We start from the raw sequence: 18,003 nt of genomic DNA on the forward strand, positions 1-18,003 counted from the left end.
ACTTGGACCGGGCCTATCCGCGCGGATAGGCCTCAAAGCAAAGGGGAACGCAAATGATAATAAATTCAAGCGTCAATCGCCGGTCATTCCTGAAGACGACGGCTACCGCCGCAGCAAGCCTCGGCCTGATCGGCGCCGGTGGCCGCGCTTTCGCGCAAGAGGATACGATCAAGATCGCCAGCTTGCTCGATCTTTCCGGAGGTCTCGATGCGGCCGGAAAGCCGATGCAGGACGCCATCACCTTCGCCGTCGAAGAGATCAACCAGGCAGGCGGGCTCCTGGGCAAGCAAATCAGCCTGGTCACCTACGACACCCAGACCGACATGCGGCTCTATCCGCAGTATGCCCAGCAGGCAGCCTTGAAGGACAAGGTGTCTGCCGTGTTTGGAGGCATTACGTCCGCCTCCCGCGAGGTGATGCGGCCGGTACTCCGGCGTCTCAACACGCTTTACTTCTACAACACCCAATACGAAGGCGGCGTCTGCGACCGCAACATCTTCTGCACCGGCATCACGCCAGCGCAGAAACAATCCAAGCACGTGCCCTATGCGATGAACAAATGGGGCAAGAAGATCTACACGCTGGCTGCCGACTACAATTACGGCCAGATCACCGCAGCGTGGACCCGAAAATATTGCACTGAAAACGGTGGCCAGATCGTCGGCGAGGACTTCTTCCCCCTCGACGTCACCAACTTCGGATCGACGATCCAGAAGATCCAGGAAGCCAAGCCGGACTTCCTCTATCTCGTCCTGGTCGGCGGCGCGCACCAGTCGTTCTACCGTCAGTGGGCCGCTGCCGGCATGAACAAGCAGATCCCGATGGCGTCGACGACGATGACCATCGGCGGCGAGCAGATGGTGCTTTCGCCCGAGGAAACCAACGGCATCCTGTTGTGCTTCAATTATTTCGAGTCGCTCGACACGCCGGCCAACAAGGCCTTCCTGGAGCGCTTCCATAAACGCTTCGGTGCCGACTACCCGTATGTGACCGAACTGGCGATGGCCACCTACCAGTCCGTCTACCTGTGGGCGGAAGGGGTCAAGCGGGCGGGCACCGCCGAACGCATGCCGGTGATCGAGGCACTCGAGTCTGGCATCAGCCTCGACCTGCCCAGCGGCAAGTTCTCGATCGATCCGCAGACGCATCACTGCGTCATGGACATCAACATCGGCCAGATCCAGGACCGCAAGATCAACATCCTGGAGAGCTTTCCGCAGCAGCAGCCGCTCGACACGTCAGGCGTCTGCGATCTCAAGAAGAACCCCGACGACAACTCGATGTACGTCATCAAGGTCTGAATGATCCGAAAGGTTGCGGGTCGTTCGGTCGCACTGGAGCGAACGACCACGCAGCGATCCAGGAGGCTGTGCCGGTTATGGACCTGCTCGTAGTACTTTCCTTTGAGGCTCTCAAAGCCGTTGCAAGCTTGGCGCTGATCAGCGTCGGACTTGCCATCATTTTCGGCATGATGCGGGTGATCAACCTCGCGCATGGCGAATTCCTCATGCTCGGCGGCTATGCTGCGATCGTCGCGACCAAGGCGGGCGTCAACATCTGGGTCGCAACGCTTCTGGTCAGTCCCCTTGTGGTGGGGTTGTTCGGTGTGGTCATCGAGCGGACGATCATCCGCTTCCTCTATGGCCGGCCGCGCGACACCATGCTTGCGACCTGGGGGCTGAGCCTTTTCCTGGTCGGCCTGGCGACGACCGTTTTCGGCAATACCACCGAGGGTATTTCGGCACCGGCAGGGTCGCTGCAGATCGGCGACTACCGCATCGCCGCCTACTCGCTGATCATCATCGTCATCGCAATCGCCGTGTTCGCCGCGATCTGGGCTGTCTTCCGCTTCACGCGCTATGGGCTGATCGCCCGCAGCACGATGCAGAATGCCGACATGGCCGCAGCCCTGGGCGTCAATCCATCGCGCGTCTATGCCGTCACATTCGGTGTCGGCGCCGGCCTGGCCGGCCTTGCCGGCGGCGTCATGGCGCCGATCACGGGCATCGTACCGACGATCGGCGCGGCCTATGTCGCCAAGGCATTCATCACCGTCATCGGTGGTGGCCCGGCTATCCTTGCGGGCACGGTTTCGGCCTCGGTGCTGTTCGGAGCGATCGACCAGATCATCACATATCTTTCGACCCCGGTTATCGGCGAGGTGGCCCTTCTTGCCGCTGCCGTCGTGCTGCTGCGGTTCATGCCGCAAGGCATCACCGGACGTTTCTTCAGGAGGGCGGCATGACCGCGAATTGGCAAGGAAACGGCGGACTGGTTGCCGCCACGGTGTTGGGGCTGGTGCTGTTGCTGGCACTGCCGCAGATCGTCGACCCGGTCATGATGATCGAGCTGACGTCCTATGTGATCATGGCGATCCTAGCGCTCAGCCTCGGGCTGATCTGGGGCTATGGCGGTATCCTGTGCTTCGGCCAGTCGGCGTTCTTTGGCATCGGCGCTTATGCCTACGCCATCGCCGTCATCAATTTCGGCGACAGCACCATTCCGCTGCTGCTCTCGATCGTCGTTCCGGGGCTGTTTGCGGCATTGCTCGGCTACTTCCTGTTCTACGCGCGTATCACCGATGTCTATTTCGGTGTCATCACGCTGACGGTGACATTGATCCTCTACAAGGTCATGGGCGCGACTTCCGGTTCCCAGTATGTCATCGGCGCCGCCCCCTTGGGTGGCTACAACGGCATCCCGGCTGTTCCGCCTTTGAACCTTCCGGGCAGGCCCGACGTCGCGCTCTCCTTTGACGGCCTGTTCTACTTGTCCGGCGTGACATTGCTGGCGGTCTATGTCGGCTTGCGGCTGATGCTGAAGAGCCGGTTCGGCCAGGTCGTCGTTGCCATTCGCGAAAACGAACGCCGCGCCGAACTGCTTGGCTATGACGCACGCTTCTACAAGCTGGCGACCTTCGCGATTGGCGGCGCCATCGCTGGCCTGGCCGGCTGCCTGTTCGCCAACTGGGGCATGTTCATCAGCCCCGATGTCTTCGGACTGGCGCAGTCGGCGCAGGTCATCATCTGGGTGATCGTCGGCGGCACCGGTACGCTGCTTGGCCCCATCGTCGGCTGCTTCGCCATCCAGTGGATCGCCACGAAGCTCGGCGCCCAGCAACTGCTCAATGCCAACCTAGTGCTCGGCACGATCCTGATCGGATTTGTCCTGCTGGTGCCGAAGGGTGTGGTGCCGACAGTCAGTGATGCCCTTCGGCGGTTGAAATTCCGTCCCTACGTCGCTCCGCTGGTCGAGCAGAGGAGAGTGCCATGACTTCGCCCGATTGCATCCTCGAGACCCGAGGCCTCGAAAAGCGCTTTGGCGGCGTCGTTGCCATCGCCAGCGTCGACTTCCGCCTGAAGCAGCGTGAGTTGCGCTGCCTGATCGGTCCCAATGGGGCCGGCAAAAGCACTTTCTTCAAGATGCTGACGGCACAGCTCAAGCCGACGACCGGCCAGATATTGTTCGATGGCGTCGACATCACCCGAGCCCAGCCGCATCAGGTCAGCCGGTTGGGCATCGGCATCAAGAACCAGGTGCCCGACGTCTTCAACAACCTGACCGTGGCCGAAAACATCTCCGTTGCCGCCCGTTCTCGCCATGGCAAGGCGCGCGCCGCGGCCAAGGGCAAGGACGTCATGGAGCGGCTGGGCCTGACCGCCCTGACAGGCAGGCTGGTCGGCGAACTGGCCCACGGCCAGCGCCAATGGGTCGAGCTTGCCATGGTGGTGGCGCTTGAGCCCAAGCTCATCTTGCTCGACGAGCCGGCGGCCGGAATGACCGCGGATGAGACCAACAAGACAGCTGAACTCATCCGCGAGGTCAACAAGTCGGCGGCAATCGTCGTGGTCGAGCACGACATGCAGTTCATCAAGCAGATCGCGCAGACGGTGACCGTGTTCCACCAGGGGCGCGTGCTGATCGAGGACACGATGGACAAGGTTCAGGGCAACGAACTGGTCCGCGAAGTCTATCTGGGGAAATCCGAAGATGATTGAGGTCAAGAACCTGCACTCCGGCTACGGTCGGATCCCGATCCTGCACGGCATCAATTTCACGATGAAGCCGGGCGAGGTCGTCGGCATCCTGGGCCACAACGGCATGGGCAAGACCACGCTGTTGCGCACGCTCGTCGGCCAGATCAAGACGACGCAAGGGCGCATCGAGTTCGACGGCCGCGACGTCACGTCTGCCAGCTCGTCCGAGCGGGCTCGCGCCGGCATCGGCTACGTGCCGCAGGGCCGCGACATCTTCCCGCTGCTTTCGGTCATGGAGAACCTGAAGATGGGGGAGATCATGCGCGATGGCGCAAGCGCCATACCCGAGATGCTCGGGCATTTCCCGGTGCTGAAGGATCTGCTCGAGCGGCCCGGCCGCGGGCTGTCAGGTGGACAGCAACAGATACTGGCGCTGGCTCGCTGCCTTGCCGGGCGTCCGAAGCTGGTGCTGCTCGACGAGCCGACTGAAGGCATACAGCCGTCGATCGTCGATCTCATCGCTGAAAAGCTCGGCGAACTGAAAGTTACGCTGGGCCTGGGCATCATCCTGGTCGAACAGGACATCCGCTTCATCCGCCAGTTGGCCGATCGTGTGCTGATCATCCAGAAGGGCGCGTTCGTTGCCGAGATTTCGCCAGACCAGCTCTACGACAGGGAAATCGTCGACGCCCATCTGGGGATCTGACCCGGGACCCGGCTGCGAATTTGCCACGGGATCCAGAACGTGCGGCCAACTGCTCCAGGGGGATGTCGAATGTTGAAGCTGAATTCCATTGTCGGATTGGCGGCTGACCAGCAGTTGAGCGCCCGGCTCCATCTGCTGGATCACGAAGGCCGTGTCGAGTTCATCATGCTCGACACCGCCGAAATTGCCCGACGGCGCCTGTCGGTGACAACAGACCGAGGCACGCTCTGCGCGATCTCCCTGCCGCGCACGCAGCGGCTTGTCGACGGCGCGGTGCTGTTGCTCGAGGACAAGCGCGCCATCGTCGTCCGGGCGGAGCCTGAGAGGTGGCTGATCTTCAAGGCGGTCGATGCCGCGGCGGGAATCGAGCTCGGATACTGCGCCGGCAACATGCATTGGCCGGTGCGTTTCGAAGGCGACCATCTCTACGTCGTCGGCGAACTTGGATCCGGCCACGTTCTGGACCGCCTCAACCATGTGCTCGGCCGTGGCGACGTTGTTTTCCTCGGCGAAGACAAATGACTGGTCAGCCTGCGCGCGACAGCAGCCGCGCCTGCGCAAAGATTGCCGTACCAATTCGCAAAGAAGGCGTATGACGGTTCGATAAGTGCTTGAACAGCATGGTGATCACGACAGGAATCGAACCTGTGACTACAGATTAGGAAGCTTCCGGAAGGCTATATATCGCACACGTGTAAGGCTCCATGTTGCGTTCATGTCGCGTCCCGCCGGCACGCTTCGCAAGTCAGAGAGGGCCAGAAAGGGTCCAAATCCCGAATGCGATGATAACGATCATGGCAAAAACACAAAACGTCTGCAGAGGGCGTGTTAGCCCGTATTTGTCATATTTCTCGCCGTACCATTTGCCATTTTCATGAAAGTTCCAGGGCTTCAAATCGGCTTCCCTGGCCTCACGCTCCATAAGGCGGAACCTCTGGAGCAGGCTGAGCGTCTTGACGTCCTTGTCTGGCATCAGTTCCTCTTCACCCTAGCAAAGCGGCTTCCGCCCACGCAAATTCCGATGCGTCGTCGGTGCGTGGAAATAGATGTGAGTAGGCGTCCATCGTCAAGGCAGAGTGCCCCAGCCGCTCCTGCACTGACTTCGGGGGGAGGGCAAGCCCCGCCGTCCTCTCGGCGGTTGATGCACCACGACGCGTAGAAATGCCGGAGGGAGTGTAAGCGGGTGTACTCGGGCAGCCGCGATGGCCTAGGTCAGGTTGTCCGGTCGCGGATTGACTTCAGTCGGAAATCCCGTGGGATGCCTACATCGTCTCTAATATTCTCGATTGCTGCGGATAGGCTCGGTGCCGCCTCGGCCGAGATCATCACCCCGGCGTAGACGAGGAAGTCTCCCGAGTGTTCGTCGATATTGCTTTCGTCACAGTAGAGCAGATGCACAGCAGCCCCACCATGTCGCGTCGACTAGCCGAGTGCGCGTAATAATCCTTGGAGATCAAGGGAACTCAGTTGCAACATGTCACCAGCAGAAATCGGAAGCTAAGCCCTTGATTTTGCTGGTGATCCCGACAGGAATCGAACCTGTGACCTACAGATTAGGAATCTGCCGCTCTATCCTACTGAGCTACGGGACCACTCGGCTGCACACATAGCGGCTTCCGGCGGATTCGCCAACGGTTTTTGCCGAACATCGGCGGCAGCGGCAAAACCTCTGTCGCGCCGTTGCCGCCTCCGATTTTCGTCAGGCGGCGAGCGCCGTCTCGGCCAGCCGCACCCAGTAGCTGACACCGTGGGGGATGACCTCGTCGTTGAAGTCGTAGGCTGGGTGATGCAGGTTGGCGCTGTCGCCGTTGCCGATGAAGATGAAGGCGCCGGGGCGCGATTCCAGCATGTAGGAAAAGTCCTCGCCGCCCATCAGCGGCTGGATCGCCCGGTGCACCTGCGGCTCGCCGGCCACTGTTGCGGCGACATCGCCGGCAAACACCGTCTCTTCGGGGTGGTTGACGGTGACGGGGTAGTTGGCGTCGTAGTCGAGCTTGATCTCGGTGCCTGTGGTCTCCGCGACACCGCGGCAGATCGCGTTCATGCGCGCTTCGGCGAGCTTGGCCACTTCCTTCTTCAGCGTGCGCACCGTGCCGGCGAGCATCGCGTGCTCGGGAATGACGTTATAGGCAGAGCCGGCGATGAACTTGGTCACCGAAACGACGATCGCCTCGGCCGGGTCGGTCGAGCGTGAGGCGATGGTCTGCAGCGCCGCGACCAGCTGGCTGCCGGCGACGATGGGGTCGATGGCGCGGTGCGGGATCGCGGCATGGCCGCCCTTGCCGGTGACGGTGATGGTGAATTCGGCGGTCGCCGCCATGATGGCGCCCGGGCGGATGGCGAACTGGCCGACCGGCAGGCTCGGCATGTTGTGCATGCCGAACACCTTCTGGATCGCGAAGCGCTCCATCATGCCGTCCTTGACCATCTCATTGCCGCCGCCGCCGCCTTCTTCGGCGGGCTGGAAGATGACGGCGACGGAGCCGGCGAAGTTGCGCGTCTCCGCCAGATATTTCGCGGCGCCCAGCAGCATGGCGGTGTGGCCGTCATGGCCGCAGGCATGCATCTTGCCCGGTACCGTCGAGGCATAAGGCTTGCCGGTGATCTCCTCGATCGGCAGCGCATCCATGTCGGCGCGCAGGCCGATCGTGCCGCCTGTGCCAAGGCCGCCCTTGATGATGCCGACGACGCCGGTCTTGCCAAGACCGGTGACGATCTCGTCGCAGCCGAATTCCTTGAGCTTGCCCACGACGAAGTCGGCGGTCTCGAAGACGTCGAAATTCAGCTCCGGCTTCTGGTGCAGGTGGCGGCGCCAGCCGGCGATCTCTTCCTGCATTTCGGCGGCTCGGTTCAGGATCGGCATTTTGGTCTCGACTTCCTGTTTGTTGGACCAGGGGTCCGGATTCGCAATTGTGATCGCGCAAGCTCTGCCATCTTGGCGTCACATACGTTATTTAGCAGCAGCGGCGACGCCGTGGCCATGGTCTTTGGTACCGGCCAGCGCGTTGCCATCCCGGTTTACGGAAATCTTATGGACGGCCGGCTATGGTCGGCAAGAGGCGATTTCGGATTTGATGATGAAGATGCAGTTCGTCAAAAGCATGCTCCTCGGTCTTGCGGCCGCAACCGCGCTGGGCGCCGTCCCGGCTGCCGCCAATCCGGCGATGCTTTTCGATGTCAATTCGGGCGCCGTGATCGAGCATCAGGACGCGTTTCAGCGCTGGCATCCGGCGTCGCTGACCAAGCTGATGACCGCCTACACGGCGTTCCGCGCGGTCCAGGCGGGCGAACTGGCGCTCAATTCGCCGATCCGGATCAGCAAGAAGGCGGCGGCCTTCCCGCCGGCCAAGATGGGTTACAAGCCGGGCTCGGTGCTGACCCTCGACAACGCGCTGAAGATCATCATGGTCAAGTCGGCCAACGACGTCGCGGCTGCCATCGGCGAGAATGTCGGCGGCACGACCGAGGCGTTTGCGGCGCGCATGAACGCCGAGGCGCAGCGCCTGGGCATGTCGGGCAGCCATTGGGTCAACGCCAATGGCCTGCATGACCCCGACCAGTACACGACCGCGCGCGACCTCGCGATCCTGGTGCGGGCAATCCGCCTCGAGTATCCGCAATATGCCTCCTATTTCGATATCGAAGGCATCATCGCCGGCAAGGCGAAGCTCAAGAATTTCAATCCGCTGGTCGGGCGCTTTCCGGGCACCGACGGCATGAAGACCGGCTTCGTCTGCGAATCCGGCTTCAACCTGGTCGCTTCGGCCAACCGCGACGGCAGGACGCTCGCCGCGATCGTTCTGGGCGCGACCTCGCCCGACGACCGTGCCGAAGAAGCCGCCAAGCTGCTGCAGAACGGCTTCAGCCGTTCCGGAAGTTCGGTGAGTGTCACCGGACTGACGCCCTATGGCGACAACCGCGACGTGGCGACCAACATGCGCGAAGAGGTCTGCTCGAAAAAGTCCAAGCATGTGGCCTCCGACGGACCCGTGCCGACGGAAGCGGGTGCAGCGCCCGAAAAGGTCTCGATCATTCCCGAAATGACGCGCCCGCGGAACTGGGTGACGGTCAGCCTGGGCGGCGCCACCGGGCCGAAGCCCAAGGCGCTCGGCGGGCGCGACCTTGTCGACTATGCCGACGTGCCGCTGCCGACCTGGCGTCCCGACATGCCGGCGCCCACAGGTGCCGCGCCGCTCGTTTCAGGCAACGTCCAGGCCCGGTCGTGAACCAGCAGGCGGCCTTTCCGATCCCCGTATCGGTGCTGACCGGCTTTCTCGGCGCCGGCAAGACAACGCTGCTCAACCGGCTGCTGAAAGACCCGGAGCTTGCCGACACGGCCGTCATCATCAATGAGTTCGGCGATGTCGCGATCGACCACCTGCTGGTCGAAAAGGCTTCGGACGGCATCATCGAGCTGTCCGACGGTTGCCTGTGCTGCACCGTGCGCGGCGAACTGGTCGATACGCTGGCCGATCTGGTCGACCGCCTGCAGACCGGACGCATCCAGCGTCTTGCACGCGTGGTGATCGAAACCACCGGGCTTGCCGATCCGGTGCCGGTGCTGCAGTCGATCATGGGCCATCCGGCGCTGATCCATGCCTTCCGGCTCGACGGCGTCATCTCACTCGTCGACGCGGTCAACGGCTCGATGACGCTCGACGCCCATGTCGAGGCGGTCAAGCAGGTGGCGGTCGCCGACCGCATCGTGCTTACCAAGTCCGACCTTGTCGACGACGCCGACTGGCTCGACGCGCTCAAGGCGCGGCTCACCCGCATCAATCCGGGTGCCGAAATCCGCGAAGTGGAAGGTGCTGCCGTGGCTCGCCTGCTGCAATGCGGGCTTTACGATCCCACGACCAAGACCGCCGACGTGCGTCGCTGGCTCGGCGAGGCGGCGGACGGCGACCACCACCATCACCACGGCGGCGACGATCATCACCATCATCACGACCACGCGCATCGCCATGATGCCCGCGTCGTGTCGTTTTCGCTGGTCCATGCCGGCGCGCTGCCGTTTTCGACGGTCGAGATGTTCCTCGACCTGCTGCTGTCGACCCAGGGCGACAAGCTTTTGCGTATCAAGGGCATCGTCGAGCTGGCCGAGGATCCGTTGCGGCCGCTGGTCATCCATGGCGTGCAGAAGATGCTGCATCCGCCGGCACGCCTGCCGGCTTGGCCGGATGCGGTTCGCGGCACCCGGCTGGTGCTGATCGGCATCGACCTGCCGCAGGATTATGTCGAGCGGCTGTTTGCGGCCTTCGTCAACAAGCCGGCGATCGACACGCCCGACCGCGAGGCGATGGAAAACAACCCGCTGGCCATCGCCGGCCGGTAGGATCCGGGTCTATCGGCTGCGGCGTGCTTCCTTTGAGCTCGCCCGCCGGCATTTGCTCCTATCTTTTCAATGCCATAGTGGGCTCGCACCTCAGGATGAGGACCGTTGCGTTTGTTCATGCACCGGCGGTTGATCCAACTGCAGCGGATTCACAAAGCGCTTAGCATCTCTGGAGTAGGGCTGGCTGGGTGTACGCGGTCCTCATCCTGAGGAACGAGCCCGCAATGCTGTGGCAGAGCCAGTAATTCCCTTGGCGGGCGAGCCTCGAAGGAGGCACTGCAAGTGCCTGAAGCTCAGCCGGCCCGTTCGATCAGGAAGCGATGGCCGCCTTCGACGGCTTTCGTCTCGACAAGCCTGTGCCCGGCGTCCTGGCAGAAGGCGGGAATGTCGATGACTGCGAGCGGGTCGGTGGTTTCGAGCCAGAGCTGGCTGCCGGTGGCCATGTCGGCCAGGCGCCGCTTGGCCTTCAGCACGGGCAGGGGGCAATTGAGTCCCCTGAGATCGTAGATGTCGGCGGTTTCGCTCACGCCGATCAGCTGCCGAACATGCCGAGCAATCTCTTCTTGAGCTTGGCGGCGCCGCCCTCTTCGGCGGGGGCTGCCTGGGCTGCCTGCGCGGGTGCTTCGGTTGCCACGGGCTCGGGGGACGGCACGGTCGCCGTTACCACCGGCTGCTGGGCGGCCAGCTTGGCGGCCTTGGCTGCAGCTGCGGCAGCGACCTTTTCCTCGGCAGCTTTTTTCTTGGCGGCCTCGGCGGCGTCAAGCGCTGCCATGCGGCGGCCTTCCGCCGAGTCGATGCGGCCCATGCGGTCGGTGACGGTCACTGTGCCGTCGTGGTTCAGGGATGGCGGCTCGATCGGCACGCGCTCGCCGCGGGCCCGCTTCTTGGTCCAGTCCGAGACGATGGCCGCTTCCTTGATGCCGGCGATGGTCGGCTTGGGCGCCTCGCCGCCGCTGGCGCTGGCAAAGGCGCTGTCGTATTTGGACTTGTAGGACTGGTAGGCCGTCTGCAGCGCCTGCGGCTGGGTGTAGGCAGGGCATGCGCCGGTCGGGTTGAAAGTGGCGCCGCCCTCGGGAATGCGGTTGAAGATGTAGCGCTTTTCGCAGACGTCGACCTTCGGCGGCACCTTGGTGATCTCGAAGTGGTCGTAGCCTTCCTTGAGCATCGCCCAGAACTGGTAGTTCGGGTCGCTGCGATAGCGCGCCATGTTGGCGGCGGTCATCCGGAACGGATAGGACTGCACTTGGAACTCGGTCTGGCCGCCCTTGAACGCATCGCGCGCGAAGGCATAGATTTCCTCGATCTGCGCATCGGTCATCGAGAAGCAGCCGGACGACGAGCAGGCGCCGTGAACCATCAGGTTCGAGCCGGTACGGCCGTTGGCGCGGTCATAGGTATTGGGATAGCCGATGTTGAAGGCGAGGTGATAGCTGGAGTTCGGGTTCATCTGCCCCGGACGTACGGTATAGAACCCCTCCGGCGACTGGCGGTCGCCCTCGGTGAACTTCGGGCCGAGCTTGCCGGAGATCTTGCAGATGTCGTAGGCGGCGATCAGGTCGTAGCGGCCGTTGGTCTTCTGTTTCCAGACTTCCAGCTTGCCTTCTTCCTTGAACACGCGCGCCAGCACGGGCGAACTGCGGCTCATGCCCTTGGCCTTCATTTCGGCCAGGATCTTGGGCGGCAGCTGCCGGTTGGCATGCTGCGGAACGAAGTCCGTAACGGAGGATTCCGAACAGCCTGCCACTGCGATAGCGGCGAGAAGCAATCCGGCACGTGCGATATTGGCGATCATCGTTGCTAATGTCGTCTCATTTGCGGCCACAGCGCATTCACGCCTTCGGCCGGCCCGTCCTGATACTGCTTCGACCTTAGGGTCGTTAACCTTGAAAAATCCTTACCGCAAGTTCCTGGCCCGTCCCACGCGCGCAAAATCACGGCAAGTTCATTGAACTCGGCGAGGCGGCAATTTTGTGGCGAAACGGTGATGTGGCCCATTCAGGCCACAGTTTACGCAATCAGAGGCTGCGGCCGATGGCCAGGTATTTCTCGCGGCGGTGCTCGCGGAAATCGATGTTCGAGCCGGCAAATTCGCTGAACGTCTTGGCGATCAGGTCGCCGGTGGCCGAAATCACCGCCTCGGCATTGCGGTGCGCGCCGCCAAGCGGTTCGTCGATGATCTGGTCGATGATCTTGAGGCCGAGCAGATCCTGCGCGGTGATCTTCATGTTGGTCGCCGCATCCTTGGAGCGCGTCGTGTCGCGCCACAGGATGGAAGCCGCGCCTTCCGGCGAGATCACCGAATAGATCGCGTGTTCGAGCATGAAGACGCGGTTGGCAGTGGCGATGGCGATCGCACCGCCCGAACCGCCTTCGCCGATGACGACGGCGATCGACGGCACCTTGAGGCCGAGGCAGGCCGAGGTCGAGCGCGCAATGGCTTCGGCCTGGCCGCGCTCCTCGGCGCCGACACCGGGATAGGCGCCTGCCGTGTCGACCAGCATGACGACAGGAATTTTGAAACGGTCGGCCATTTCCATCAGGCGCACGGACTTGCGGTAGCCTTCGGGGCGGACCGAGCCGAAATTGTGCTTGAGGCGGCTCTTGGTGTCGGAACCCTTCTCCTGGCCCAACACCAGCACGGGTTCGCCGCGGAAGCGGGCAAATCCGCCGACCATGGCCGCGTCCTCGCCGAAATTGCGGTCGCCGGCGAGAGTGGTGAAATCGGTGAACAGGGCCCTGACGTAGTCGAGGCAATGCGGACGGTCGGGGTGGCGCGCGACCTGGACCTTCTGCCACGGGGTCAGCGCCTTGTAGGCGTCGCGCAGCGCATCGCGCGAGCGCTTCTCCAGCCGCTTGATCTCGTCGCCAACATCGACGGCCTCGCCGTTCTCGGCGAGCTTCTTGAGCTCGAGGATCTTGCCTTCGAGATCTTGGACCGGTTTTTCGAAATCGAGGTAATTGTACATTGGCGAGCGGACTACCACGCTGAAAAGAATAGGCACCGGGGCACGAAAAATGCGGCGCCGCGCCAGTGGAACGTGGCACTCACATAGCGATATGGACCTTAATCGGCAAGCGGGTGATGTTCGTTGACCAGTTTCAACAGCCTTTCTTCGAGCACATGCGTGTAGATTTGCGTGGTCGAGATGTCGGAATGGCCAAGCAATTGCTGCACGGCGCGCAGGTCGGCGCCATTCTGCAGCAGGTGGCTGGCGAAGGCGTGGCGCAGCACGTGCGGCGATATTTTTGCCGAGGCGATGCCGGCGCGCGCGGCCAGCGCCTTGAGATCGCGGGCAAAAACCTGGCGGGGCAGGTGGCCGCTGTCCGACGCCGCCGGAAACAGGAACAGGCTTTCCACCAGTTTCGGATCGCGATTCCGTTCTTCCAGCCAACGCCGCATAGCCTCGCGTGCCTTGGCAGAGAGTGGCACCATGCGGTCCTTGTCGCCCTTGCCGCGCACCACGAAGAAGCGTTCGTCGCGCAGCGCCACGGTTAGCGGAAGGCTGACAAGTTCCGACACGCGCAGGCCGGTGGCATAGAGCACTTCGACCAGCGCGTGCATCCGCGTTGCGCTCGCCATGTCGTTGCCGGCCGCAGCTTTCGCTTCCGCCGCCGCGCGGTCGAGCAATCGTCCGGTCTCGCCCTCGCTCATCGTCTTGGGCAGCGGCCGGTCCTTCTTCGGGCTGTCCAGTATACCGGTGGGGTCGTCGCCGCGCAGCCCTTCGGCATAGAGGAAGCGGAAGAACTGCCTGAGCGCAGACAGCTTGCGGGCCTGCGAGGTGGTGGCGAAGCCGCGGCCGGCGATGTCGTCGAGATAGCCGCGAATGCCGGCGGCGTCTGCGTCGGCGAGGCGGCCGCCGAGATGTTCGGAGGCGTCTTCGAGGTCGCGGCGGTAGCTGGCCAGGGTGTTGTCGGCGGCACCGCGCTCGGCGCTCATCATTTCGAGAAAAGCTTCGATGCGCGCGCCGCTTTTCATTGCTTTGGCGCGAGCTTTTCCGGCGGAATGCGGATGGTGATTTCTGCCTTCTTGGGCTCGACGAACATCACCAGCGCAAACATCGCGCCGTAGCCGATGCCCGCCAGAACGGCGAGCGTGACAAGGAACCGGAAAAGTGTCGGCATCGATGTGTTTGCCCGTCTGTCCTATCCTGTGCCCTTATGGGACGCCGTTTCCTGCAATTCAAGGGTGCTCTTGGCGCCCTGCGCTTGACGCAACGGGGCTTTTCATGTCGATACGCCGGCGAAAGGGACGCCATGACACCCGACGAGCAGACTCCATTTCCGGACGGTTCGACAACTGCCCTGCTTGAACGGCTCGGCACGCGCTCGATCGTCTTTGTCGGTCTGATGGGCGCGGGCAAGACCGCCATCGGCCGCAAGGTCTCCCAGGTGCTCGGTCTCCGCTTCATCGACAGCGACCACGAGATCGAAAGCGTGTCGCGGATGACGATCCCCGAGCTGTTCGAACGCTACGGCGAAGCCGAGTTTCGCGCGCTCGAGCAGCGCGTCATCGGCCGGGTGCTGGAAAGCGGCCCGCAGGTGCTGTCGACCGGCGGCGGCGCCTTCATGAATGCGCAGACGCGTTCGGCCATTGCCGCGCACGGCGTCTCGGTCTGGCTCAAGGCCGATCTCGACCTGCTGATGGAGCGCGTTTCCAAGAAGCAGAACCGGCCACTGCTGCAGAACGCCGACCCACGCGCCGTGCTGGCCAAGCTGATGGACGAGCGCTACCCGGTCTATGCACTTGCCGATCTCGCAGTGGCGACGCGCGACGACCGCAAGGAAGCGATCGCCAGCGAGGTCATCGAAGCGCTTTGCAACCATCTCGGCGTGCCCGGCAGCATACACGTATCGGAAGTCTCGGAGGATCACGAATGACAGGCACCGTCACAGTCGAAGTCGGGCTTGGCGACCGCGCCTATGACATCCTGATCGGCCCGGGCCTGATTGCGCGTGGCGCGGAGCTGATCCAGAAACGCTTGCCAAAGGCGCGCACGGCCATCGTCACTGACGAAAACGTCGCCGCTGCCCATCTCGGGCCGTTGGTCGAAAGCCTCACCGCTGCCGGCAATCCGCCTGCCGTGATCAAGCTCCCAGCGGGCGAAAAGACGAAAAGCTTCGATTCGCTGGAAACCGTGGTCGACCAGATCATCGCCGCCCGCCTCGAACGCGGCGACGCGGTGATCGCGCTCGGCGGCGGCGTCATCGGCGATCTCACCGGTTTCGCGGCCGGCATCGTCCGCCGCGGCATGAATTTCGTTCAGATGCCGACCTCGCTTCTGGCACAGGTCGATTCGTCGGTCGGCGGCAAGACGGGCATCAACAGCCCGCGCGGCAAGAACCTGATCGGCGTCTTCCATCAGCCGAAGCTGGTGCTGGCCGACACGGCGGCCCTCGACACGCTGCCGCTGCGCGAATTCCGCGCCGGTTATGCCGAAGTCGCCAAATACGGCCTGATCGACAGGCCGGACTTCTTCGCCTGGTTGGAAAGCAACTGGCAGGAGGTCTTCTCCGGCGGCCCGGCTCGCATCGAGGCCATCGCCCAATCCTGCCGCGCCAAGGCCGATGTCGTCGCCCGCGACGAGTTCGAGACCGGCGACCGTGCGCTGCTCAATCTGGGCCACACATTCGGCCACGCGCTCGAAGCCGCGACCGCCTATGACGGCGCGCGGCTCGTCCATGGCGAGGGCGTCGCCATCGGCATGGCGCTGGCGCATCGCTTCTCGGCCCGCCTCAACCTGGCGAGCCCGGACGATGCGGCGCGCGTCGAGGCGCATCTTCGCGACGTCGGCCTGCCGTGGCGCATGGCCGACATCCCGGGCAGCCTGCCCGACGCCGATGCGCTGTTCAACTTCATCACCCAGGACAAGAAGGTGTCGCGCGGCGCGTTGACCTTCATCCTGACGCGCGGAATCGGCCAGTCCTTTATCGCCAAGGACGTGCCGGCTTCGGAGGTCGTGTCCTTCCTCAAGGAGAATCACCCGGGATGAGCGAAGCAGGCTGGATCGCCGCGGCAGTTCTCGGGGGGCTGATGCTTGCCGTCCTGGTATTCCGCGACCGCCTGCTGGCATCCCTCGGCTACGAGTTGATTGCATTGTCGCCGCAGCGTTCCGCCCATGACGAGCTGCGCGGCGCCGTCGACGAATTCCACCGCGACGGCCAGGTGGTGAAGCAGGACCGCGACCAGGTCGGTGGCCTGCTCGACCTGCACGAACTCGAAGTCTCCGACGTCATGGTCCATAGAACGGCCATGCGGTCAGTCAATGCCGACATCGCATCCGAGGCGCTGGTGCGCGAGATCCTGCAGAGCCCATATACGCGGATGCCGCTGTGGCGCGGCTCGCTCGACAACATCGTCGGCGTCGTTCACGCCAAGGATCTGCTGCGTGCCCTGAACGACGTCGAGGGCGACTACAGCAGGGTCGACGTGCCGAAAGTCGCCTCGAAGCCCTGGTTCGTGCCCGACACGACGACACTTCAGGAGCAACTCAACGCCTTTTTGCGCCGAAAGGCGCATTTCGCCATCGTCGTCGACGAATATGGCGAGGTCGAAGGCCTGGTGACGCTCGAAGACATCATCGAGGAGATCGTCGGCGAGATCGCCGACGAGCATGACATCGACGTCCAGGGCGTCAAGCAGGAGGCCGACGGCTCCGTGGTGGTCGACGGCACGGTGCCGATTCGCGACCTCAACCGTGCGCTCGACTGGCACCTGCCGGACGACGAGGCGACGACGATCGCCGGGCTTGTCATTCACGAGACCCAGTCGATCCCCGAGGAAAAGCAGGCATTTACCTTCCACGGCAAGCGCTTCATCGTCATGAAGCGCGACAAGAACCGGCTGGCGCGGATCAGGATCAGGCCGGCAGTGGTAGAGCCGCAGCCGGCGACGCAAACGCCTCGTTGACCATAGTCATTGACCATAGTCATTTCTGTACTATCTTGAAGGTGTGCAGGAGGTACGTTGATGGTTGTCCGCGTGTCAAAATCTCAGTTCAAGGCAAAGGCGCTGGAGTTGTTTCGTGAAATCGAAGCGACCGGCGAGCCACTGATCGTCACTGATCACGGTGAGCCGAAGCTTGAAATCCGACGACTTGACCGAAAATACCGCAATCCGCTCGATCTTCTGAAGGGGTCGGTGCAGCGCTATGACAATCCTTTTGAACCAGTTGGCGTGGCGGACTGGGACGCCCTGAAATGATCGTCCTGGACACTCACGCCCTCGTCTGGTGGGCTGGCAGCGATGCATCCAGGCTGTCTGCCGCGGCGCGGCAAGCCATTGAAAGCGCATTGAACGACCATGAAGGCGTAGTGGCCTCGGCGATCTCCGCATGGGAGATCGCCATGCTGGTTTCAAAAGGCAAACTCGAACTGTCCATGGATGTGTCGCACTGGCTGGATGTCGTCAGTGAAATTGAAGGTTTTCGCTTCATCCCCGTCGACAACAGGGTAGCGGTGAACAGCGTCATGTTGCCTGGTGAATTCCACGCGGATCCGGCCGATCGGATGATCGTGGCGCTGGCGCGTGAACTTGCTGCCCCGCTGGTTACCGCGGATAGCAAGATAACGCGCTACCCGCATGTCGTAACCGTCTGGTAATCCTACCAGCGCGTCTGTTCGCCCGGTGCCGCCGGCTCGATCGCCAGCGCATGCAGGCCGGCCTTGAGTTCGGCGGAGAGCGCCTCGTTGACCGCGCGGTGGCGGTCGATACGGTTCATGCCGGCGAAGCCGGGTGCGACGATGCGGATGCGGAAGTGCGTCTCGCCGGAACCGTCGAACACCGCTTCATGGCCGCCGTCGACATGGTGATGGCCGGCGTGCAGGTGGCTTTCGTTGAGGACGACGAGCCGTTCCGGCGAAAATGCCTTGTTCAGCTTGTCTTCGATGGTCGCCTGTATGGACATCGGTTTCGCCTTTCACCACATGTGTCGCTGCGGCATTCGCGCCATCGGGCGCAATTGAGCCGCAAATCAGGCGTTAGGGCC

The 18,003-nt window shown here is 63.0% G+C and carries 21 protein-coding genes, 1 tRNA gene and 1 pseudogene; 13 read left to right on the plus strand and 10 right to left on the minus strand.

From position 1 onward, the window contains the following. The first annotated feature begins 53 nt into the window (after window positions 1-53). From O1Y97_RS07695 to O1Y97_RS07720, 6 genes are all read left to right on the plus strand, one after another. Window positions 54-1,301, plus strand: a complete 1,248-nt coding sequence (locus O1Y97_RS07695; protein ID WP_108606768.1) for an ABC transporter substrate-binding protein — start codon at window positions 54-56, stop codon at window positions 1,299-1,301. Window positions 1,302-1,378: 77 nt separating this feature from the next. Continuing rightward, window positions 1,379-2,245 carry a branched-chain amino acid ABC transporter permease gene (locus O1Y97_RS07700; protein ID WP_108606769.1) on the plus strand — a complete coding sequence of 289 codons (867 nt, stop codon included), beginning with the start codon at window positions 1,379-1,381 and terminating at the stop codon, window positions 2,243-2,245. Continuing rightward, window positions 2,242-3,273 carry a branched-chain amino acid ABC transporter permease gene (locus O1Y97_RS07705; protein ID WP_108606770.1) on the plus strand — a complete coding sequence of 344 codons (1,032 nt, stop codon included), beginning with the start codon at window positions 2,242-2,244 and terminating at the stop codon, window positions 3,271-3,273. The genes O1Y97_RS07700 and O1Y97_RS07705 overlap by 4 nt, the downstream gene beginning before the upstream one ends. Further along, a complete protein-coding gene (locus tag O1Y97_RS07710) occupies window positions 3,270-3,998 on the plus strand; it encodes an ABC transporter ATP-binding protein (protein ID WP_183262495.1) in 729 nt (242 codons plus the stop codon). Before O1Y97_RS07705 ends, O1Y97_RS07710 begins: the two co-directional genes overlap by 4 nt. Beyond that, a complete protein-coding gene (locus O1Y97_RS07715; protein ID WP_108606772.1) occupies window positions 3,991-4,683 on the plus strand; it encodes an ABC transporter ATP-binding protein in 693 nt (230 codons plus the stop codon). Before O1Y97_RS07710 ends, O1Y97_RS07715 begins: the two co-directional genes overlap by 8 nt. A gap of 69 nt (window positions 4,684-4,752) precedes the next feature. Beyond that, a complete protein-coding gene (locus O1Y97_RS07720) occupies window positions 4,753-5,205 on the plus strand; it encodes an urease accessory protein UreE (RefSeq protein WP_183262494.1) in 453 nt (150 codons plus the stop codon). Between the two features lie 223 nt (window positions 5,206-5,428). Here the strand turns inward: O1Y97_RS07720 and O1Y97_RS07725 are convergent, their stop codons facing one another. From O1Y97_RS07725 to O1Y97_RS07740, 4 genes and pseudogenes are all read right to left on the minus strand, one after another. Then, entirely contained in the window at window positions 5,429-5,656 is a 228-nt protein-coding gene (locus O1Y97_RS07725) for a hypothetical protein (protein ID WP_318763644.1), read from the minus strand. Window positions 5,657-5,666: 10 nt separating this feature from the next. After that, window positions 5,667-5,874, minus strand: a pseudogene (locus O1Y97_RS07730) (site-specific integrase); the annotation flags it as partial. A gap of 324 nt (window positions 5,875-6,198) precedes the next feature. Next, window positions 6,199-6,275, minus strand: a tRNA-Arg gene (locus tag O1Y97_RS07735). Window positions 6,276-6,382: 107 nt separating this feature from the next. Continuing rightward, complete coding sequence (locus O1Y97_RS07740) at window positions 6,383-7,546, minus strand: M20 aminoacylase family protein (RefSeq protein ID WP_318763645.1); 1,164 nt, start codon at window positions 7,544-7,546, stop codon at window positions 6,383-6,385. A 211-nt stretch (window positions 7,547-7,757) separates the two neighbouring features. Between O1Y97_RS07740 and O1Y97_RS07745 the strand changes: the two genes are divergently transcribed. Beyond that, on the plus strand, window positions 7,758-8,909 hold the full coding sequence (locus O1Y97_RS07745; RefSeq protein ID WP_108606796.1) for a D-alanyl-D-alanine carboxypeptidase family protein: 1,152 nt from the start codon (window positions 7,758-7,760) through the stop codon (window positions 8,907-8,909). Continuing rightward, the gene (locus O1Y97_RS07750) at window positions 8,906-10,018 is read left to right on the plus strand and encodes a CobW family GTP-binding protein (protein WP_318763646.1); all 1,113 of its coding nucleotides are present in this window, start codon (window positions 8,906-8,908) and stop codon (window positions 10,016-10,018) included. Before O1Y97_RS07745 ends, O1Y97_RS07750 begins: the two co-directional genes overlap by 4 nt. Before the next feature lie 293 nt (window positions 10,019-10,311). Here O1Y97_RS07750 and O1Y97_RS07755 read toward each other — a convergent pair whose 3' ends face one another. The 5 genes from O1Y97_RS07755 to O1Y97_RS07775 all read right to left on the minus strand — a co-directional run bounded on the left by O1Y97_RS07755 (window position 10,312) and on the right by O1Y97_RS07775 (window position 14,140). Beyond that, entirely contained in the window at window positions 10,312-10,545 is a 234-nt protein-coding gene (locus tag O1Y97_RS07755) for a sulfurtransferase TusA family protein (RefSeq protein ID WP_318763647.1), read from the minus strand. A 5-nt stretch (window positions 10,546-10,550) separates the two neighbouring features. Continuing rightward, on the minus strand, window positions 10,551-11,810 hold the full coding sequence (locus O1Y97_RS07760; protein ID WP_318763648.1) for a L,D-transpeptidase family protein: 1,260 nt from the start codon (window positions 11,808-11,810) through the stop codon (window positions 10,551-10,553). A 223-nt stretch (window positions 11,811-12,033) separates the two neighbouring features. Beyond that, window positions 12,034-12,984: an acetyl-CoA carboxylase carboxyltransferase subunit alpha gene (locus O1Y97_RS07765; RefSeq protein ID WP_108606800.1), complete on the minus strand. Its 951-nt coding sequence runs from the start codon at window positions 12,982-12,984 to the stop codon at window positions 12,034-12,036. A 98-nt stretch (window positions 12,985-13,082) separates the two neighbouring features. Next, entirely contained in the window at window positions 13,083-13,994 is a 912-nt protein-coding gene (locus tag O1Y97_RS07770) for a site-specific tyrosine recombinase XerD (protein WP_318763649.1), read from the minus strand. Further along, window positions 13,991-14,140: a hypothetical protein gene (locus tag O1Y97_RS07775; RefSeq protein ID WP_055973301.1), complete on the minus strand. Its 150-nt coding sequence runs from the start codon at window positions 14,138-14,140 to the stop codon at window positions 13,991-13,993. The genes O1Y97_RS07770 and O1Y97_RS07775 overlap by 4 nt, the downstream gene beginning before the upstream one ends. A gap of 132 nt (window positions 14,141-14,272) precedes the next feature. Between O1Y97_RS07775 and O1Y97_RS07780 the strand changes: the two genes are divergently transcribed. The 5 genes from O1Y97_RS07780 to O1Y97_RS07800 are packed head-to-tail and all read left to right on the plus strand — an operon-like array spanning window position 14,273 to window position 17,617. Beyond that, a complete protein-coding gene (locus O1Y97_RS07780; RefSeq protein ID WP_183262488.1) occupies window positions 14,273-14,896 on the plus strand; it encodes a shikimate kinase in 624 nt (207 codons plus the stop codon). After that, entirely contained in the window at window positions 14,893-16,008 is a 1,116-nt protein-coding gene (gene aroB / locus O1Y97_RS07785; protein ID WP_318763650.1) for a 3-dehydroquinate synthase, read from the plus strand. The genes O1Y97_RS07780 and aroB overlap by 4 nt, the downstream gene beginning before the upstream one ends. Next, complete coding sequence (locus O1Y97_RS07790; protein ID WP_318763651.1) at window positions 16,005-16,925, plus strand: HlyC/CorC family transporter; 921 nt, start codon at window positions 16,005-16,007, stop codon at window positions 16,923-16,925. The genes aroB and O1Y97_RS07790 overlap by 4 nt, the downstream gene beginning before the upstream one ends. Window positions 16,926-16,985: 60 nt before the next feature. Further along, window positions 16,986-17,219 (plus strand): type II toxin-antitoxin system Phd/YefM family antitoxin, encoded by a 234-nt coding sequence (locus O1Y97_RS07795; protein WP_318763652.1) that lies wholly within the window; start codon window positions 16,986-16,988, stop codon window positions 17,217-17,219. Next, window positions 17,216-17,617: a type II toxin-antitoxin system VapC family toxin gene (locus O1Y97_RS07800; RefSeq protein WP_183262485.1), complete on the plus strand. Its 402-nt coding sequence runs from the start codon at window positions 17,216-17,218 to the stop codon at window positions 17,615-17,617. The genes O1Y97_RS07795 and O1Y97_RS07800 overlap by 4 nt, the downstream gene beginning before the upstream one ends. 2 nt (window positions 17,618-17,619) lie before the next feature. On the opposite strand, the gene O1Y97_RS07805 is transcribed toward O1Y97_RS07800, so the two are convergent. Beyond that, on the minus strand, window positions 17,620-17,922 hold the full coding sequence (locus tag O1Y97_RS07805) for a BolA family protein (RefSeq protein ID WP_108606807.1): 303 nt from the start codon (window positions 17,920-17,922) through the stop codon (window positions 17,620-17,622). Between the last annotated feature and the right edge of the window lie 81 nt (window positions 17,923-18,003).

The organism is Aminobacter niigataensis (assembly GCF_946995915.1).
In the GTDB taxonomy this organism is placed as follows: domain Bacteria; phylum Pseudomonadota; class Alphaproteobacteria; order Rhizobiales; family Rhizobiaceae; genus Aminobacter; species Aminobacter niigataensis.

What these genes read in the sequence shown, in the direction of transcription:
- O1Y97_RS07715 (WP_108606772.1), top strand. Translation starts at nt 3,991, where the DNA reads ATGATTGAGGTCAAGAACCTGCACTCCGGCTACGGTCGGATCCCGATC.
- O1Y97_RS07770 (WP_318763649.1), bottom strand. Translation starts at nt 13,994, where the DNA reads ATGAAAAGCGGCGCGCGCATCGAAGCTTTTCTCGAAATGATGAGCGCC.
- O1Y97_RS07720 (WP_183262494.1), top strand. Translation starts at nt 4,753, where the DNA reads ATGTTGAAGCTGAATTCCATTGTCGGATTGGCGGCTGACCAGCAGTTG.
- O1Y97_RS07695 (WP_108606768.1), top strand. Translation starts at nt 54, where the DNA reads ATGATAATAAATTCAAGCGTCAATCGCCGGTCATTCCTGAAGACGACG.
- O1Y97_RS07745 (WP_108606796.1), top strand. Translation starts at nt 7,758, where the DNA reads ATGATGAAGATGCAGTTCGTCAAAAGCATGCTCCTCGGTCTTGCGGCC.
- aroB (WP_318763650.1), top strand. Translation starts at nt 14,893, where the DNA reads ATGACAGGCACCGTCACAGTCGAAGTCGGGCTTGGCGACCGCGCCTAT.
- O1Y97_RS07805 (WP_108606807.1), bottom strand. Translation starts at nt 17,922, where the DNA reads ATGTCCATACAGGCGACCATCGAAGACAAGCTGAACAAGGCATTTTCG.
- O1Y97_RS07705 (WP_108606770.1), top strand. Translation starts at nt 2,242, where the DNA reads ATGACCGCGAATTGGCAAGGAAACGGCGGACTGGTTGCCGCCACGGTG.
- O1Y97_RS07800 (WP_183262485.1), top strand. Translation starts at nt 17,216, where the DNA reads ATGATCGTCCTGGACACTCACGCCCTCGTCTGGTGGGCTGGCAGCGAT.
- O1Y97_RS07795 (WP_318763652.1), top strand. Translation starts at nt 16,986, where the DNA reads ATGGTTGTCCGCGTGTCAAAATCTCAGTTCAAGGCAAAGGCGCTGGAG.
- O1Y97_RS07775 (WP_055973301.1), bottom strand. Translation starts at nt 14,140, where the DNA reads ATGCCGACACTTTTCCGGTTCCTTGTCACGCTCGCCGTTCTGGCGGGC.
- O1Y97_RS07780 (WP_183262488.1), top strand. Translation starts at nt 14,273, where the DNA reads ATGACACCCGACGAGCAGACTCCATTTCCGGACGGTTCGACAACTGCC.
- O1Y97_RS07790 (WP_318763651.1), top strand. Translation starts at nt 16,005, where the DNA reads ATGAGCGAAGCAGGCTGGATCGCCGCGGCAGTTCTCGGGGGGCTGATG.
- O1Y97_RS07725 (WP_318763644.1), bottom strand. Translation starts at nt 5,656, where the DNA reads ATGCCAGACAAGGACGTCAAGACGCTCAGCCTGCTCCAGAGGTTCCGC.
- O1Y97_RS07765 (WP_108606800.1), bottom strand. Translation starts at nt 12,984, where the DNA reads ATGTACAATTACCTCGATTTCGAAAAACCGGTCCAAGATCTCGAAGGC.
- O1Y97_RS07700 (WP_108606769.1), top strand. Translation starts at nt 1,379, where the DNA reads ATGGACCTGCTCGTAGTACTTTCCTTTGAGGCTCTCAAAGCCGTTGCA.
- O1Y97_RS07760 (WP_318763648.1), bottom strand. Translation starts at nt 11,810, where the DNA reads ATGATCGCCAATATCGCACGTGCCGGATTGCTTCTCGCCGCTATCGCA.
- O1Y97_RS07710 (WP_183262495.1), top strand. Translation starts at nt 3,270, where the DNA reads ATGACTTCGCCCGATTGCATCCTCGAGACCCGAGGCCTCGAAAAGCGC.
- O1Y97_RS07740 (WP_318763645.1), bottom strand. Translation starts at nt 7,546, where the DNA reads ATGCCGATCCTGAACCGAGCCGCCGAAATGCAGGAAGAGATCGCCGGC.